This window comes from Nostoc sp. DedQUE12b (assembly GCF_034530835.1).
In the GTDB taxonomy this organism is placed as follows: domain Bacteria; phylum Cyanobacteriota; class Cyanobacteriia; order Cyanobacteriales; family Nostocaceae; genus Nostoc.
This window is the reverse complement of sequence record NZ_JAVRCI010000024.1, coordinates 73,149-90,562: the sequence shown is the minus strand read 5'-3', so window position 1 is coordinate 90,562 and position 17,414 is coordinate 73,149. Positions and strand designations below refer to the sequence as shown.

11 protein-coding genes are annotated in these 17,414 nt (G+C 41.2%); 5 read left to right on the top strand and 6 right to left on the bottom strand.

Features of this window, described 5'->3' with window-relative positions; all coding sequences use genetic code 11:
* Nucleotides 1–1,087 precede the first annotated feature (1,087 nt).
* The gene (locus RMY16_RS14645; protein ID WP_322736954.1) at nt 1,088–2,257 is read left to right on the top strand and encodes a PAS domain S-box protein; all 1,170 of its coding nucleotides are present in this window, start codon (nt 1,088–1,090) and stop codon (nt 2,255–2,257) included.
* Between the two features lie 199 nt (nt 2,258–2,456).
* On the opposite strand, the gene RMY16_RS14640 is transcribed toward RMY16_RS14645, so the two are convergent.
* The gene (locus tag RMY16_RS14640; protein WP_322736950.1) at nt 2,457–3,182 is read right to left on the bottom strand and encodes a CPBP family intramembrane glutamic endopeptidase; all 726 of its coding nucleotides are present in this window, start codon (nt 3,180–3,182) and stop codon (nt 2,457–2,459) included.
* Nucleotides 3,183–3,936: 754 nt separating this feature from the next.
* On the opposite strand from RMY16_RS14640, the gene glpK reads away from it, so the two are divergent.
* The gene (gene glpK / locus RMY16_RS14635) at nt 3,937–5,472 is read left to right on the top strand and encodes a glycerol kinase GlpK (protein ID WP_322736953.1); all 1,536 of its coding nucleotides are present in this window, start codon (nt 3,937–3,939) and stop codon (nt 5,470–5,472) included.
* 369 nt (nt 5,473–5,841) lie between these two features.
* Nucleotides 5,842–6,837 carry an N-acetyl-gamma-glutamyl-phosphate reductase gene (gene argC / locus RMY16_RS14630; protein ID WP_322736949.1) on the top strand — a complete coding sequence of 332 codons (996 nt, stop codon included), beginning with the start codon at nt 5,842–5,844 and terminating at the stop codon, nt 6,835–6,837.
* Between the two features lie 432 nt (nt 6,838–7,269).
* Here argC and RMY16_RS14625 read toward each other — a convergent pair whose 3' ends face one another.
* Complete coding sequence (locus RMY16_RS14625; RefSeq protein ID WP_322736948.1) at nt 7,270–7,689, bottom strand: hypothetical protein; 420 nt, start codon at nt 7,687–7,689, stop codon at nt 7,270–7,272.
* Between the two features lie 398 nt (nt 7,690–8,087).
* Between RMY16_RS14625 and RMY16_RS14620 the strand changes: the two genes are divergently transcribed.
* Nucleotides 8,088–9,152 carry a GHMP kinase gene (locus RMY16_RS14620; protein ID WP_322736947.1) on the top strand — a complete coding sequence of 355 codons (1,065 nt, stop codon included), beginning with the start codon at nt 8,088–8,090 and terminating at the stop codon, nt 9,150–9,152.
* A gap of 301 nt (nt 9,153–9,453) precedes the next feature.
* Here the strand turns inward: RMY16_RS14620 and sugE are convergent, their stop codons facing one another.
* Both sugE and RMY16_RS14610 read right to left on the bottom strand, forming a co-directional pair.
* Nucleotides 9,454–9,774, bottom strand: coding sequence for a quaternary ammonium compound efflux SMR transporter SugE (gene sugE, locus RMY16_RS14615; RefSeq protein ID WP_322736946.1), 321 nt, complete (start codon nt 9,772–9,774; stop codon nt 9,454–9,456).
* A 338-nt stretch (nt 9,775–10,112) separates the two neighbouring features.
* Nucleotides 10,113–10,787: a hypothetical protein gene (locus RMY16_RS14610; RefSeq protein WP_322736945.1), complete on the bottom strand. Its 675-nt coding sequence runs from the start codon at nt 10,785–10,787 to the stop codon at nt 10,113–10,115.
* Between the two features lie 566 nt (nt 10,788–11,353).
* Between RMY16_RS14610 and RMY16_RS14605 the strand changes: the two genes are divergently transcribed.
* Entirely contained in the window at nt 11,354–12,946 is a 1,593-nt protein-coding gene (locus tag RMY16_RS14605; RefSeq protein WP_322736944.1) for an alkaline phosphatase D family protein, read from the top strand.
* A gap of 342 nt (nt 12,947–13,288) precedes the next feature.
* Here RMY16_RS14605 and RMY16_RS14600 read toward each other — a convergent pair whose 3' ends face one another.
* Together RMY16_RS14600 and RMY16_RS14595 are read right to left on the bottom strand one after the other, a co-directional pair.
* Nucleotides 13,289–14,287: a DUF1350 family protein gene (locus RMY16_RS14600; protein ID WP_322736943.1), complete on the bottom strand. Its 999-nt coding sequence runs from the start codon at nt 14,285–14,287 to the stop codon at nt 13,289–13,291.
* 153 nt (nt 14,288–14,440) lie between these two features.
* A complete protein-coding gene (locus RMY16_RS14595; RefSeq protein WP_322736942.1) occupies nt 14,441–17,311 on the bottom strand; it encodes a hypothetical protein in 2,871 nt (956 codons plus the stop codon).
* Between the last annotated feature and the right edge of the window lie 103 nt (nt 17,312–17,414).

Genomic DNA, 17,414 nt, shown 5'->3' with positions numbered 1-17,414 from the left:
CCCCCTTAATCCCCCCTTATAAAGGGGGGAAACAAGAAACTCCAGTTCCCTCCCCTTTGCAAGAAAATTTGATTCCAGATGCCGAACAAACCAAAAAGGGAAACAAGAAACTCCAGTTCCCTCCCCTTTGCAAGGGGAGGGTTAGGGTGGGGTAACGCAGATCGTGATGGGAAGCCAGAGAACTGAATATCACGTTTTGACAAGGGTTTCACGTTAAGTTGACACCAATGCCCCCAGCCCCTCTCCCATCCGTGAGAGGGGAGCTAGATATTCAATTCCCCTTCTCCCAAGGGAGAAGGGGTTAGGGGATGAGGGCATGAGGGATGTGCAAAACGCCTGTCCGATATAGTTTTCGGCTTAAGTTTACACCAATGAAGGCCTTGTGCCCCTACTCATAAACTGATGTAAGTAAAAAGGAGTGATGAGACTTTATAGCATTGACACCTTACCCACCACTCCTTATAACTTGCGCGTTGATTAGCTGTTACGCATTGTTAAATTACACCAGCTTACTACTTCATTTATCCTCTAACTAAAGAGGCGGATCATTATTAAGTTAATACGTGCTTCTCTATACAAAGATTTTTAACTTATTAATATCTATCTTTACAATTCTAGATATATTAGTTCGATCTTAGACCTCTTGCATAAGTCGAATCGACCCCCCTTAATCCCCCGGATATATTGGAGGGAAACTTGAAATCTTGCTCCCTCCCAATACATACTGGGAGGGTTGGGGAGGGGTGATTCAACGATTTTTGCAAGAGGTCTATTGCTTGTCCTCACTAGTTTTACTCGTTATCTTTGCCACATATTTCCATCATAAATTTGAAAACCGAAAGGCTTAAATTCCCAACTTCTTAAAAAAGCTGGGAATCTTGTTATGAATTTTATCGAGGTATTCAGAATCACAAACAAACTTAACTTAGATTATGTGTCTTTAGTAGTAGTTGCTTGATTCTTGTGATGGAAGTTGGCAACAGTCTTATCAGTTATCCTTAGTAATAATGGAAACAAATTATTATTAGCACTAAATTATTCCTTGGGAAATGCTCAACCTCTGCAAGCAAGTAGCGGTGATTATAAGGTGAACATAGAAAAATTTATCCAACGCACAGAAGTATTGCACAAGCGTTTAGCAGATTTATACGAAACTGCTAATGTACTACCTTGGATTTCCCCGGATCTGCTGCCGCAAGCTTTTAAGGAACTGTATAACACCTCAAAGATAGTACAGTTAGCGGCGGAGGAACTTTATCAGGAAAATGAGGAACTAGTACAAACACGCAATTCGCTAGAAGCAGAACGCCAACACTACCAAGATTTATTCGAGTTGGCCCCTGACGCCTATTTAGTGACTAGTACACAAGGAATTATCCAAGAAGCTAACTTCACCGCAGCTAAGTTACTCAATGTTTCAAAGCAATTTATGGTGGGTAAACCAATGATTAGCTTCGTCCCTCTAGAAGAACGTCAGCACCTTCGTAGCGAACTCATTCAACTATCACAATCAGACAGGGTTAGAGAGCTATTGATACGCTTGCAACAACGTCATGGTGAGTTTTTTGATGCAGCTTTGACAGTCGCAGTTGCCCGCAATTCGCAGGGAAAGGCAACTTCTCTCCGCTGGGTAGTACGTAATATTACTGAACGTAAAAAAGTAGAATCAGCAGTAGTCAAGAATGACGACGATCTCTTCAATGATCGTCCCGTGGATAAATATTCTAAAGGAGAAACTATTCCCCTCAACCCGTTAGCAATTTGGTATGTCTGTCAGGGTTTGGTTAAACTCAGTACCTACTGTGAAACGGGTGAAGAAGTGCTGATTGGATTGGCAACACCAGGAATGGTTTTTGGTTCTAGTTTGACATCTTTAGACATTTACCAAGCAACAGCTCTCGCTGATGTTGAGTTGGTGTCAATTTACGCGGCAGAGATAACAGCTTCTCCAAGACTGAGCCATGTACTTTTACCAAAGATTAATCAGCGGTTACAGCAAACAGAATCTTTTTTAGTCATTTGTGGAAGACGGCGGGTACAAGAACGCTTGCACCATCTATTAAAACTTTTAAAACGAGAAGTGGGTGAAACTGTACCAGAGGGAACTCGCTTAAGTGTTCGTTTTACTCACGAAGATTTTGCTAGCGCCTGCTGCACTACCAGAGTAACAATTACACGATTGATAGGTAAATTACAAGACGAAGGTATAATCAGTTTCGACTTAAAAAAACATATTATCTTGAGAGATGTTGATTGATTAGTTCGCTGTAGATTGATTACATTAAACCTCTTGCAAAAAGGATTGTTTGCAAGAGGGGGGAAAGGGTAAAGGTTAAAGGGGAAGGGAACAATACAGAACCTCTTCCCCTTTTCTCGACTTATGCAAGAAGTCTATTTTTGTTACAGCTTCTTTCAGGTAAATAGACCACGCAGTAGGGGCGCAAGGTCTTGCGCCCCTACAAGAAATGTGGTTCAAATATATGAAAACTGCTGTTAGCAAAAATCAGTTGCCAGCCAATCAGGAAAATTGCTATATCTGCAAAAATATGGCTGATGTATCCAGGCCAAATCGAGCAATAATTTAAGTAGCACCATGACCAAACCGCCCCTGCTATAAATACCCCCAATGAGCATAATGTTGTCGCACGCCAGTCGAAGTAAGCTGCTAAACCAACAACATGATGAATCGTAAAAAATAGTGCAGACAGTACTACAGCTAAAGGACTTGATACCAAAATTTCACATTTACGATAAACAAACCAACGCCAGACAAATTCTTCAAGTAAAGAGTTAACAAATATCCAATACACTGCACCTACTAAGTAAATCACAAAACTGTTCAATCCAACTTGTGTTGCTCGATCGCGAACATATTCAACATCTATCCATTTTGCGCCCAGCAGCCAATAAACAATCAACATGATGCCTAGCATTAATAGCCCTAATGCGACTCCAGCTAATAAATCGCGTCTTTTAGGATATTCAACTTTTAAATTTTCTTTATCGACAAATAACAACCAAATAATGGGTATTAGCAATAACCAGATTTTAGCTAATAAAGCTACTAAATGTCCTTGTAAGCCAGGGAGTATATATAGCTGAGTTGCAATACCAATGCTCGGAACTGGCACAAGTAACAACAGAGCTAGTAGTGCATTTTGATTTTGGTTAGCTTTTAACATGGGATGGTTTTAACTTTTAGATCGCATCTATTTTGAAATCTATAGTTTTTATATCAAGTTAGGATGATTACTTATAACAAAATTTATATTAATCAGGTTTACTATTAATACTGTTGGTTCAAGCAAGAGACGCGATGAATCGCCATCTTCACAATAATTAGACACGGCGATTTGTGTCTTGATGATGATTTTCACATCTTGGTGAATCGTATTGGTTTACTATTAATTTTTATATGCAAACTATAAAACATGAGCATCATAATCAAACTTGAATAAAGTGACACTTTGTATATTGCCACATAAATTTAATCATAAAACTTCTATGAATTTGTGTGTAATATTCCTTTGAAAACAGCATTTTGATAATTATTTTCTGTGCCAATATACTTACTTACACATAATTAAAATGCACAGCGTCGAATGGCACTAAGTTAAGATACAGCCCTTGCCCAACTGGTTCCCAGCCTGGAGGCTGGGAACGAGGATACAATATGTCTTTGGCCTTTACAAGCGTGCCATTCTGCACAGCGTCTTGTAATGTTGTGAAGGTCTAGGATTTGAGGCGGACATCAATACCCATTGTGCTAAGTACAACTTTGCATAAAATCGTAGCTTTTTTAGACTTACGGAGACGTAATGCTATCCAAACAGGAAATTCAAAATGTACCCAAAATAATGTATATGTGATTGAAGGCGTATTGCTAAAATCGCGATGTCTAGGTTGGGCTACGCCTACGCAACACTAAAAGCGGCTATGCACACACTTGGCAAAAAAACTCTATCATCGGGCTACATCTTAGCACTGGATTTAGGTACGACAGGCAACCGCGCCTTTGTATTTAACGCAGACGGCAAGATTGTTGGGCAGGCATATAAAGAATTAACTCAGTATTATCCTCAGCCAGGATGGTTAGAACATGACCCTCAACAAATCTGGCAGGATACCTGTTGGGTAATGCAAACCGCAATTGCAAATGCCCAGATTACACCATCAGCGATCGCAGCCTTGGGACTAACTGTACAGCGCGAAACCTGTTTGATTTGGGACAAAACTACTGGTAAACCACTCCATAAAGCGATCGTCTGGCAAGATCGCCGTACTGCTCCCCTTTGCCACCAGTTACAAGAGCAAGGCTACGCTGATGAAATTTACGATCGCACGGGATTAATCATTGATGCTTACTTTTCAGCTACTAAGCTCAGATGGCTATTAGACAATGTTACTGATATTGATTTGAACAAGGTGTTAGCAGGTACTATTGATACCTGGGTGTTGTGGAACCTCACAGGTAGAAAAGTCCACGCCACTGACCACAGCAACGCCAGCCGGACAATGTTGATGAATCTCAAAACCTGTGAGTGGGATGAGATTTTACTGGATCTGTTTCAAATTCCGGCGCATATTTTGCCCCAGATTCAGCCGAGTTTAGGAATATTTGGAGTCACTGATGCGACTTTGTTGGGTGCTGAAATTCCCATTACCGCCATCTTGGGAGATCAGCAAGCGGCTCTATTTGGTCATGGCTGCGATCGCCCCGGTTTGGTGAAATGTACTTACGGTACTGGTAGCTTTTTGGTTGCTCACACAGGAACGAAAATTGTGCGTTCTCTACGAGGGGCTACGCCTACGCACCATCAACTTATTTCTACGGTGGCATGGACACAAGCAAATACCAGCGATACTTTAAATGTCGGCTATGCCCTAGAAGGTAGTATGTTTACTAGTGGTGCTTGTATTCAATGGTTGCGCGATCGCCTGAAGTTGATTAAAACTGCTGCTGAAACTGAAGTGATGGCCAATCAGGTAAAAGATAATGGCGGAGTCTACTTTGTGCCAGCATTTAGTGGACTGGGCGCACCTTATTGGGATATGAGCGCCAGGGGAGCCTTCTTCGGCATTACCGCCAGTGTACAACCAGAGCATCTAGTTCGCGCTGTGTTGGAAGCGATCGCTTATCAAGTTCTGGAAGTGGTGCAAGCAATTAACGCATCTAGCAGTACTCCAGTTGGGCGATTAACCGTAGATGGTGGTGCTTGCGAGAATAATTTTTTGATGCAGTTTCAAGCTGATGTCTTAGGTATTCCAGTTGAACGTCCGATAATGCGCGATACGACCGTTCAGGGTGCAGCATTTGCGGCAGGTTTAGCTGTAGGATTTTGGCAGAGCTATGAAACACTAGTGGAAAAACGGCAAATTGAGCGGGTGTTTGAGCCGAAGAGTGATTTCCCCTTATCCAAATTTGGTACTTGGCAAAAAGCAGTGAAACGTACTCTAGCTTGGGAGGAGTAGCCAATCCAAAAATGAGTTAAAGCGAAATCCATATCCTGAAACGGGGAAGGCGAAGGAACAAATACTATTACAATCAAGCAAATGGATGGAGTATTGATTTATCATGCCCTACAGTCAATTTAACATTGACCGAGTGAAACAAGATTTTCATCTGAGTACTGTTGAAGGAATCCGCTTTTTGCCAGACGATTTCTGAAACTAGAGGGTCAAACAGTCACAATTGATTTAATGGATTATTCTCTTCCTCCTATCGAATCAATTCTGAGCTTTTTGGTGTGGATGGTGAAAGCAGGTTAATTTCATTCAAAAATCGATCGTTAAAATAACTCTTACTTTGTCAAAATATCACTCTCATATAATAAGAAGCGCATGACTACTAAACCGAAGATTTTCATTGATGGGGAATCAGGAACCACAGGCTTACAAATATACTCACGCCTGAACCAGCGTGATGATATTGAGTTAGTTAGCATTGAAGCATCTAAACGTAAAGATGCAAATGAGCGAACCAAACTAATCAATGCTGTTGATGTTATCATTCTCTGCCTGCCTGATGATGCGGCCCGTGAAGCTGTTAGCTTAGTCAGTAATAATAGGGTTAAGATCCTTGATGCTAGTAGTGCCCATCGCATAGCTAAAGACTGGGTATATGGTTTCCCTGAACTAAATCCAGGACAGCGAGAGAAAATCGCCAGCGCGCAGTTTGTCAGCAATCCGGGCTGTTATCCCACAGGATTTTTAGCTTGTATCCGCCCGTTAATTGCTAAAGGAATCCTGAACAGTAACTTTCCCATCACCGTTAATGCAGTGTCAGGTTACTCTGGTGGCGGAAAGAATCTGATTAAACAATATGATACCTTCCACGAACAGCAAGTCGGCACAAAGTCGCTCCACCCTTATGGTATCTACAGTTTGCAGTTTGGGCATAAGCACGTCAAAGAAATGCATCAGTATTCAGGGTTAGCATCACCGCCGCTTTTCGTACCAGCCGTGGGGGATTTTGAGCAGGGGATGTTAGTACAAGTACCTTTACCACTGGGAACTTTGGATAATCCACCGTCAGGTAAAGTTATCTATGAAGCGATCGCTGACTACTACCAAAGTGAAAAGTTCGTGCAGGTTGCTCCATACCAAGATTCTACACTGCTCAGAGACGGAACATTTCTGGATGCGATGTCTACAACGGGCTACGCCTACGCACTGAACGGTACTAATATTGTTCAGGTTTTTGTATTTGCCAATGACACCACCAAAGAAGTCTTGCTAGTTGCTCGTCTTGACAATCTAGGTAAAGGCGCATCAGGAGCCGCAGTCCAAAACCTAAACATCATGCTCGGTTTTCCAGAAGAGTTGGGATTGTCATGAAAAAGGGTTAAGGAGCAGGAGGAGAAGTTGCAGTAAGTTTTCCCCTCTGCCCCTTTACCCTGTACTACAAGTCGCTTGAATATTAAAACTTAACCCTGTTTTCTCCCTTTGAGAGAATGCGATAACCAAAAGAGTCGTGAAGCTTTGTTTTCCAGTTTTTGTCTATAAATTTTAGTTTCTATTAGAAAATAAAGCTTTAAGTTTTGGTGAAATCAAAGTTTTAGTCTTTGGCTTCGATTATTGTTTTTCAAAAGTGATAAAACAGGGCTAAGTACACCACATTACAGAGGGCATACGCAACTTTGGCTATTTAAGCGAGTCGTGTCCCCAATCTTTTAAAGAGTACCGCAAGGCACTATGTTCGCTCTGCGCCTGAAGGTTTTTATTGATAATTCGTGCTGGGTGACTAAATGACGAGTTATCAATGACAGATTATCTTCTCCTGGGTCTTTTATCTAATAAATGAACCGCAGCACCAGCCGCAGCACCATTAACACCATTTTTCCAGGTAGTTCCACAACCGCCAGAAATTGCACCTGCCAATACACCAGCACCAGCACCTACACCGATATCTTGAACAGGTAAACGTCCGTTTCTTCTTCTGGCTCTGGCACTTCTTGCACCATTGGCAGCATTAACAGCAGCACCAGCAGCAGCACCTTTAAAAGCATTGTCTAATACGGAACCACAATTTGTTACAACCCCACTTAATACACCTGCCCCGGCTCCAATAGCTGCATTATTAATAACTCGGTCATCAGCAGAAGCAGGTTGAACCGGGATTAAGCCAGTACCAGCTAAAGTAGCAGCCATCAATCCAGGTAGGAATGCGCGTTTTAGAATATTTTGCATGGTAGTACCCTCTACAAATCTTATGATCGGTAAACAACCAAATTTCAGTGCGATCGCTAATCCTTGTATTCCTGATTTTAGACAATAGCAATATTATCTAAAATAAGGATATTTGGATAATTACACTTACTAACAACGTAATTCTAGCCTAAAGCTTGTTGTATTTACTGAGTGGACAATAATTAAACTGACACATTAACTAAAAAACAGTAAACCAAAAAGTTTTTCTTCAAAGAGCGATCACTTCGCTAGATGGAGGGTAGTCCATCGTTTCCCAATCGATTCTCTCTCTTATTGCCGAAAGCTTTGCTGACGTGAGCTATTGGAGTGATGAATGGTATGTTGTTTATTCAAGTTAATCAGAATAATATACCTCGATTAAGAACAGGAAACTTAAAATGAAAATTTTTGTTCCAGGGCGTCTTTGTTTATTCGGAGAACACAGCGATTGGGCAGGAGAATATCGCAGTGTTAATCCTCTTATCGAAAAGGGTTACACCTTAATTGTTGGTACTAATCAAGGAATTTATGCCTCGATCAAAGCTAATTCTACTGAATTAATTATTCGTAGTTCTCTCAATGATGGCAGGAGTTATGAACCGTTGAGATTACCTATGGAATCTAATACCCTAAAACGCATAGCGGCAAAGGGTGGTTTTTTTAGTTATGCTGCTGGTACAGCTTATCAAATTCTGACTCACTATGATGTTGGCGGGCTTGAGGTTGATAATTATCTAACCGACTTACCCATCCAAAAGGGATTATCTTCGAGTGCTGCCTTTTGTGTTCTCATTGCTCGGTCTTTTAATCGTGTGTATGACTTGAAGATGACAATTCGTTCAGAAATGGAGTTTGCCTATCTGGGAGAAAGAACCACTCCTAGCCTTTGTGGCCGTATGGATCAGGCTTGTGCTTATGGAAATCGCCCAATATTGATGATATTTGATGGTGAAAAAATCGACCTACTCGAATTGAAAGTGAGTGAGGATTTGTTTTTTGTGATTGTCGATCTCGGCGGTACCAAAAACACACAAGAAATACTAAGACGATTGAATCAGTGTTATCCTTTGGCTACTAATTCAATAGAGCAAAATGTGCAAAAATATTTTGGTTCTATTAGCTCTGAAATTACCCAGGCAGCAGTTGAAGCAATACAACTCGGAGATGCCCAACTTCTTGGAGCTTTAATGACAAAAGCCCAAACGGAATTTGATCTACACGTAGTTCCGGCTTGTCCTGAGCAATTAACTGCAAAAAAGCTGCATTTGCTTCTCCATCACGAGCCACTTAAACCTTATATCTTCGGAGGAAAAGGCGTAGGTTCTCAAGGGGATGGCACTGCACAACTGATCGTTAAAAATAAAGAGAGTCAAAGAAAAGCTATCGAAATTATTAAGCGTGATTTTCCTCAAATGCAAGCCTTACAGTTAACTATTTCAAGACTACCAACTCCTAATAGTTAATGATGGGACTAAAAAATTAGTTTTATTTGCAATTCCTGTAACTGTAGAAATGCGATCGCTCCTAATGTGGGGCACATAGTCCATAGCCTCCCCAATCGATTGTCCCTCTGATCGCCAACAGGAAAAGTTAGGCTTCTGTTTGGCAGGATTAATACACCTCTTGCAAAAATATATTTTTGCAAGAGAGGGAAAAGGAAAAAGGTTAAAGGGAAAGGATTTTGAGTTTCTTTACCCTTTTCCCCTGCCCCTTATCCCCACAGGGGGCCCCACCTTCCCCTTTACCCCGACTTTTGCAAGAAGTTTAATGACTTGATACTAATCTGAGTCCCAGTACACCTGACAAAATTAAGCCAATGCAAATAAAACGCTTTATAGAAGCAGGTTCACCAAATAATAAGACTCCTAATAAAGCCGTACCCATTGCTCCTATCCCAGTCCAAACGGCGTAAGCAGTACTTACTGGTAATGTGCGTAGTGCTATCGATAAAAAGAAAAAACTCAATATCATACAAACAACTGTGGGAATACTGAAAGCCAGCTTAGTAAAGCCTTGTGAATATTTCAGACCAATTGCCCATGCAATCTCTAATAACCCTGCAACCAACAAATATACCCACGCCATTATTTATTCTCCTGCACATTGTAAAAATTAAAACTTTTATTTGTTAACGATCTTTCTTATATTAAATATAAAAAAATATTGCGGCTTCACCCCATTCATTTGAGACACTTTTTCCATAACCCCGCATTAGCACAAGTTATGCAAAAAATTGGTATGGTTTATGAGTGCTGTCGCCGTCAACATAGATTTAAATGAGGTTGATTACGTAGATATTGTTGATTATGGGATTCTCAAAAGCGATTGGTAGACGAATTAGTTAACAGGTTCTTAAAGTTAACTAAGCGATCGCCCAGCCCGCCCAATCTTGACTCACGGAACTAATTGAAAAATGCCGATATTTAGCGATTAGTTATTAATGATTCTTCAGAAATACTTGATAACACTAGTGGTGGGCGCAGGCAAAGATAAGCAAGAGAACCGAGTAAGGGAACAAACACCACTGCTAAAAATACCTGGGTATCAGGGAAACGGCGACGAGCCATGTCATCACCAACAACAGTAGGAAATAAAAGATAAAACAGGCAAAATGCCAAACTCATACCATTGATAAAGCGATCGTTTTGAAACTGCTGCACATAATCTCCCCAATCACCGAAGGCAAAACCATAGACAAGCACAACAACTGTACTGAAAGTTAAGACGATACCGTAAAAGCGAGAATCCAGCAGACTCAAAAAAACATCTTTTTGTCCCGAAAATTGTTGATTAGGTTTACGCAAAGCCAGATACGGCAAAAGACCAATTACACCTGAGCCTACTGATGCTACGGCAAAAGGCCAAAAAGGAATTAGTTGCATCCTGCCATCAATGAACAATAAACTACTGTAAATTAATAGCCAAATACCCACTAGAGAAAATAAAGAAAGGATAATTGGATTAATAGCAGCCCACTGAAAAGTAAATATATTTTTTAGCAGGGTTAGCGTTTCATCTAAGTGCAAGGGCGGTGCCAACAATAAAATATAGGCGATAAATCCAGTCCACAGTAACCATAATGCAAGTTTAGGAGTCATAATCTTCATTTAGCTGCATAATTCCAAAGACACAATTAATTGAGTTTTATAGTATCTCTCTGTTAATGCTAGAAGTTTTATAAGACAGCCAGCATATAACTACCAATTAGTTAAATCCTGGCTCATTGTAAATTATGAATCCTCTGCTCGTTGTCACTCAATAGGTAGAGCTTCTAAAGTTGAAAAAGGTAACATAGTTGCTCAAGGCATAGCCTCTAAGCTAATAATTGCTACTCATTCAAGCGAGGAAAAGAGAGCGATGCCGAAGGCGGCACTCGATGCTTGCCGCCTTCAGCATCGCTGAACGCCTTGTTTAGATTAAACAATTAGGGTTGTGTTGGAATAATCAACGCTTAACCTGATTGCAAAGAGGGATTAAAGTTGCGCTGTTACACTTTGCTGTGATTCAACAGTTATCAGTTATCAGTTAATTTTTCCGTTGGGAGTTAGAGTCCCCCATTTCTAAAAATGGCGTGTTTCAGTCGGGGTCAAATCTTCGACTGAAACTATGATAACTGTTCACTGTTCACTGTTCACTGATTTAAACGCGACAATCAGGGGAGTATATGCAGAACTTCAACTTCGAGCGCTTGCTATCAACTCGCTTGAGACGGCGACAAGTGTTGATTGGAACTGGAGCCTTAACTGGTTTTGCGATCGCCAATCAATGGTCTAACAAAGTTCAAGCCCTGCCCCGATTCTCTAATTATCCCTTTAGTCTGGGTGTTGCTTCCGGTGAACCACTTCCAGATAATGTAGTGCTGTGGACGCGTTTAGCTCCCGATCCGCTCAATGGTGGTGGGATGCCACCATATAATGTTCCAGTGCAGTGGCAGATTGCTAGCGACGAAAAGATGCGGCAAATTGTCCGCAGTGGCACACAGATGGCTACTCCAGAATTTGGACACTCTGTTCATGTAGAAGTGCAAGGATTACAACCTGCACGATGGTACTGGTATCAGTTTAGGGTGGGCAATGAAGTTAGTCCAATCGGGCGGACTCGCACAGCTCCTAACCCGCGCGATCGCGTTAATCGCTTCCGCTTTGCCTTTGCTTCCTGCCAAAACTGGCAAAGTGGTTATTATGCAGCCTACAAAAATATGGCTCAAGAGGATTTAGACTTAGTGGTTCATCTCGGTGATTATATTTATGAAGGCCCACCGAGTACAACTGCGCTGCGATCGCACGATGGCAATGGTGAACCATTTACCTTGCAGGAGTACCGTAACCGCCACGCTCTGTACAAGACTGATCCACACCTACAAGCAACTCATGCTGCATTTCCTTGGCTAGTCACTTGGGACGACCACGAAGTTGACAATAATTGGGCAGACGAAATTCCTCAAGATCCCGAAATACAATCACGCTCGGTGTTCCTTGCCCGTCGTGCTGCTGCTTTTCAGGCATACTACGAACACATGCCACTGCCGGACTTCTCAAAGCCTAGAGGTCTTGATTTGCAGCTCTACCGACGGTTGACTTTTGGCGACCTCGTTGAATTCAACGTCCTAGATACTCGTCAGTACCGTACCAATCAACCCTGTGGTGACGGGCGTAAGCCACGATGCGCTGAGGCTACTGACCCAACTGCCACAATGACTGGTTCGGAGCAGGAGCGGTGGCTATTTGAAGGACTAGATCGCTCTGGCGCACGCTGGAACGTTATTGCCCAACAGACTATCATGGCTCAGTTTGACTATGATACCGGAGCGGGAGAAGTCTTCAATCTTGACCAGTGGGATGGTTATGTTGCCTCTCGCAACCGCATTCTCGGTTTCATCCAGCAACGCCGCCCCTCAAACCCCGTAGTCATTACTGGTGACTGGCATTCTAGCTGGGTTAATGACCTGAAGGTTAACTTCAACGACCCCAACTCACAAACAGTAGCGACTGAGTTTGTTGGTACTTCGATCAGTTCAAGTTGTCCTTGGACATTCGACGTAGAAGCAGCATTGCCACAGAACCCGTGGGTGAAATATTTCAATGGGAGACTGCGCGGTTATGTTCGCTGCGATCTGAACCGCGAACGCTGGCGTAGTGACTACCGACTGCTGCCTCAATCTCAACCTACCGGAATTACAGTGTCTGATCCAAATGCACCTGTCATTACGGCGGCTTCCTTCGAGTTGCCAAATCAGGGATTTGTAGCACAAGTCTAGTAGGTATTAAATCGCAGGATGTAGAAAAGTCAGGTCGTAGACATCGCTCCCACACGATTCAAGGGAGGAAACTAAGCGATCGCTCCCCCAATTCTTAAAGGAAAAGAGGAGCGATGTCTATTTTTAGGGGCTGCACCTACGCACATTTACTTTGTGTTTTCTAGTACATTACTAAATCTATTTATAAGTTAATGAAGTACCAATTTGAAAGTTTTATGTGGTAACACTTTGAAGAATTCCATCTTGATCATTCGTCTTCAATATTTAGATGCGTTTGCCCTCGGCCCTCCGCTCCTCTGCACCTCTGCCTTTTATACCCAATGCCCCCATGCTCAATGCCCATTATCTTGATTTTTCTTTCAGTTCTTCAAGCAATTGAATTACATTATGCTCAAATGCTTTGTTTCGCTCTTGAACTGATTCAATTAATGGTTTATCAAAAAGATTAACGACATATTTAGCTAGCTGAATACCTAAAGGTCTTAAATGTCCACCTGCTACAGTGTTACGAAAATCTTGCGGTGGCTTTCGCAGAATATTAGTAAACCATTCACAGGTTGATTTAGCAATATCATCTGATTTGAAACAGACTAAACCCATGATATTAAATAGCTCACTATCCTTGATTAAATACTGAGTTTCTTCAACAGTTGGTTTCACACCCCAACCAAGATTGTCGATGATATCCGCTAAAAATTGAGGAGGAATTGCGCTTCCTGTGTCAGCAATGGCAGGTGCTAAGAGGATAGAAACCTGTCCTTTAATGAAAACACTATTAATTTTGATTTTCCGACCTACATAAGTACAAATTAATTTTTCAACTTCATCCCTTTTTCGCGTTAGTTCATCAAAGAGAATGTTAATGTCTGCAATCACACTTTCTATCTCTGACTCATCGGAAGTTTTAAATAATAGCTTCCGAAGAAACTGTTCTCTATCTTGAGGCTCTGGAGGTAGAGCAGTAAATCCTTCTAACAGCGAGATATATTTACAGCCAAGGCTATGTCCAATCCAAGAAAAGTTTTTATCATCTAGATAAGCTTCATAATCATATTCTGCAACACTTGCCATTTTCACAAGCTCTGGCAGAATTTCATACTGTTCTCTCATGAGAAAACCAGCTTCTACATAATGGTTAAAAGTAAAATTAAACGGCAAAAGAATAATTGTATATCCTTGCTCAAATAGAGATTGAAGCAAATAACGATAAAAAAACATAGGGCCAAATGTACCAAAGAAAGCCCCAGCAATAAATTGAATTACCCCTTTAGGCTTTGGATGTAGAGCAACCCAACTGTGAGAAACTGGTTTAAATCTCAGTTTTAGATTCATATTTACCATGACTTATTTGTAGGTATATGCTGAATCTCCAAACTGAAGTTATTGCTTTTCGGATTATTCAAAAGATATTTTTACAAAACTGCGATCGCTTTGTTACCGAACAGCCAGAACTCTCCTAATGGCCTTAATTACACTAGTTAACCGTGGTTAAAACTATTTCACCTTAGCGCGGAAGCGGACAAAACCATAAGAACTAGCTGGTGTCCCAGATCCCGTGGCTGCGGGTAGATTGGGTAAACTTGGGACTGTAGTAATATTGACCACTACTGCTCCATTGGTGTTAGTACCGCAGTATGATGGTGTACCTGATTCATTAACTGTATAAAAATGCCCGCGATCGCTATCTGCTACATTACTCAAATAAACCGTTGGTGTAGTGGAACCAATAGCTAAGGCAATTCCTCGATCTGCTGCTGGTAAGCCACCATCATTAGGAGTCATACCATTAAAAGCAGTAGGAAGAAAATTAACATTAGTCGGAACTAAGTCACAGAATTTTACATTAGTTGCATTACCAAAACCATTGGAAAGAAAATATATAGTGTATTCCAATTCATCTCCCGGTTTGACAGTGCCAGCATTAATTAATCCTCGCAAGTAGCCAACAGGCCATTTAGGATCGCTATCATTAGTAGCATAAGGTTCTGGTACATAGTTACTGGCATTAGTAGCAACGTCACTGCGGCCATCCACAATATCAGTTAAATCTTGGTTATTGAGGCGGGTGATGCGTTTAATTAACAAAACTTTAGGAGTAGAACTAACAGGATTTAATACTGTAAATAAAGTGGGGTCATCATCTGCTGTACTGGCAGGATTATTACCGATATTTATACCATTATCAGTAATTTGTAAGAACGAATTACTAAGAGTAGGTGGATTATTGGTAGCACCAGCAGAGTCTGCATCTGTGAACACTGTACCAACAGTTCCTGTAGGATTATCAGGTGTGTTAAAAGTAGCATTTGCTTGGTTACTAATTGGATTACCGCCATTGGCATTATTAATTGTGGCAGTAATTTTAATGGTAATCGTATCATTTACACGGAGAATTCCAGAATTTGTCACAGCAACAACACTAGCACCGTTGTAACTGGGATTGAGTGTAATGTTATTCCCTGAAGTTGCAGCAGTAATTGCTGCACTCACAAAGGTTAATTGTGAGGGTAATGAGTCGTTAATGACAAAGTTAATTGCATTGCTATTACCTGGATTCAGGTTGGAGTAAGTGATGGTATATTCGATGCGATCGCCTACAGTTACTGTTCCACTACTATCATTGTCTGCAAGGAAGCGAACAGATTTGGTTCCTATGACATTTGCTTGAGTGTTAGTAGTAATGACCAAGGGAGTAAGGATTGCTTGACTGGGGAAATATGTCCAAGTATCGATTCCCTTAAAGTCACCATAATTACTACTAAATTCATGCTCTCCCGTCGCACTATTGATCCCTCTAGCAGCATTACGCGGATTAGTAGCTCCCGTACCATTTAAGTTAATTGCCGTGCCGTTAGCGGTAGTATAGTTGTTGTCGTTGTAATAAACGGTAGTCGATCCAATCTGCTGTCCATTTTGATCTACAAGGTTAGGAAAAGCAGCAGGAGGATTTTCCATTGTGATTTTAAACCCCAGTGGATTATTTTCAGCATCCAACATGGGAAAGTGATATTCACCCGATCGTGTTGTGATTATGGCATTGTATGCTGCATTTCCTGGTAGAGGTTGGAGATTTGTCCCACTTGCATCCTTTCCATTCCAAAGCACCACATTTGAGCCGACAGACAGCACATTTTGTATTACTCTATCGCTACTAGGGTCAAAAATGCCATCATTATTGGTGTCAATAGTTATTTGATAGCTACCAGTTGAGGCAGCATTGAAACTAAAATTGCCTCCCACACCCACAGAAGTTTGGTTCCCACTACCTCCATTACCCCCAGTGAATTTGAACGAAGTCGGTACTGTGGGAATCGTCGCGGCAATAGGAATACTCAAAGAATTGAGGGTTGCCGTGTCGGGTCGATTGAAGAAAACTAGGTGGGTAATGTCTGTTGTAGTATCAGAAACATTTGGATTTTGAACTTGCACATTGCCGGGAAAGATCAAACTATTATTACTAGCACCGCCAGCAGAATGGTAAAGAGTGCTGCTATTTGTTGTGTTAATATATCCCCGGTTATTAGCAAAAAAGATGAAGCCAAAAGGATCGACTCCATTCATGTCAGTTTCGTAACGATACCCATCTTTGGTTTGAATATAAAGCTTAGAGTTGAGTGCTACGGGAGTACTACCACTGGCATTTGCCCCCATATTCATAGCAATATAGTTAGTAAATACTCGCCCTTTTTTGGCAACACCGTTACTATCTCGAACTGTGATATCCCAAGCAGCTACCCCTGAAAGTTGAGTATTACCTGTAGGAAATGCCGCCGTTGTAACTGTTGGCGGCGGATTGCCTGTACCACTTGTATTCACAGAACGAAATTCAACTTCGTAAATACCTGTTTCTGTAGCGACGAAAGTACAAGGGGTATAGCCACCAGCATTAGGTAAAGGACCGGCCGTTTCTTTGGCAACGGTGTCAATCCAACCAAAACCATTAGTTAGAACATCACAAGAGCCATTTTGACTACCAAAGGGGCTGCGATAAACGATATCTTGTGGGTTTGAGAAACTAGTATTCACACTAGAGCCAAGATTAACTGTTTCTCCTTGTTGAACATAAACTTTGAGTATGGTTTTCCGAACAATACCTGCCAGTAGTAAGTCTGACCATTCTAGGTAAGGTCTGTATCCACCATCAGAAACTAACTCTTTACTGCCTTCAGCCCAGCTAGGTTGGATACTAGTTCCGAAAATACATAAAAAAAAGCCCAAGCTACTGAGCCATAGTTTTTGGCGGCTAATTGTTAATGGCTTTTCCATAGTTTTTTTTACTGGGTGATCCATAGTCAGAGAAAATTTATCATTTTCATCAATATTTACTATGGCGATCGCTCTTAATTTCTTAAATAAAGATTTCATTATTTAGTTCCAATAAAAATACATAATATGTAAGTAATGATATTGAGTTTATAAATATACAAATACCAGAATGAAAATCGAAACGTTTTTGCACTAGATTCAA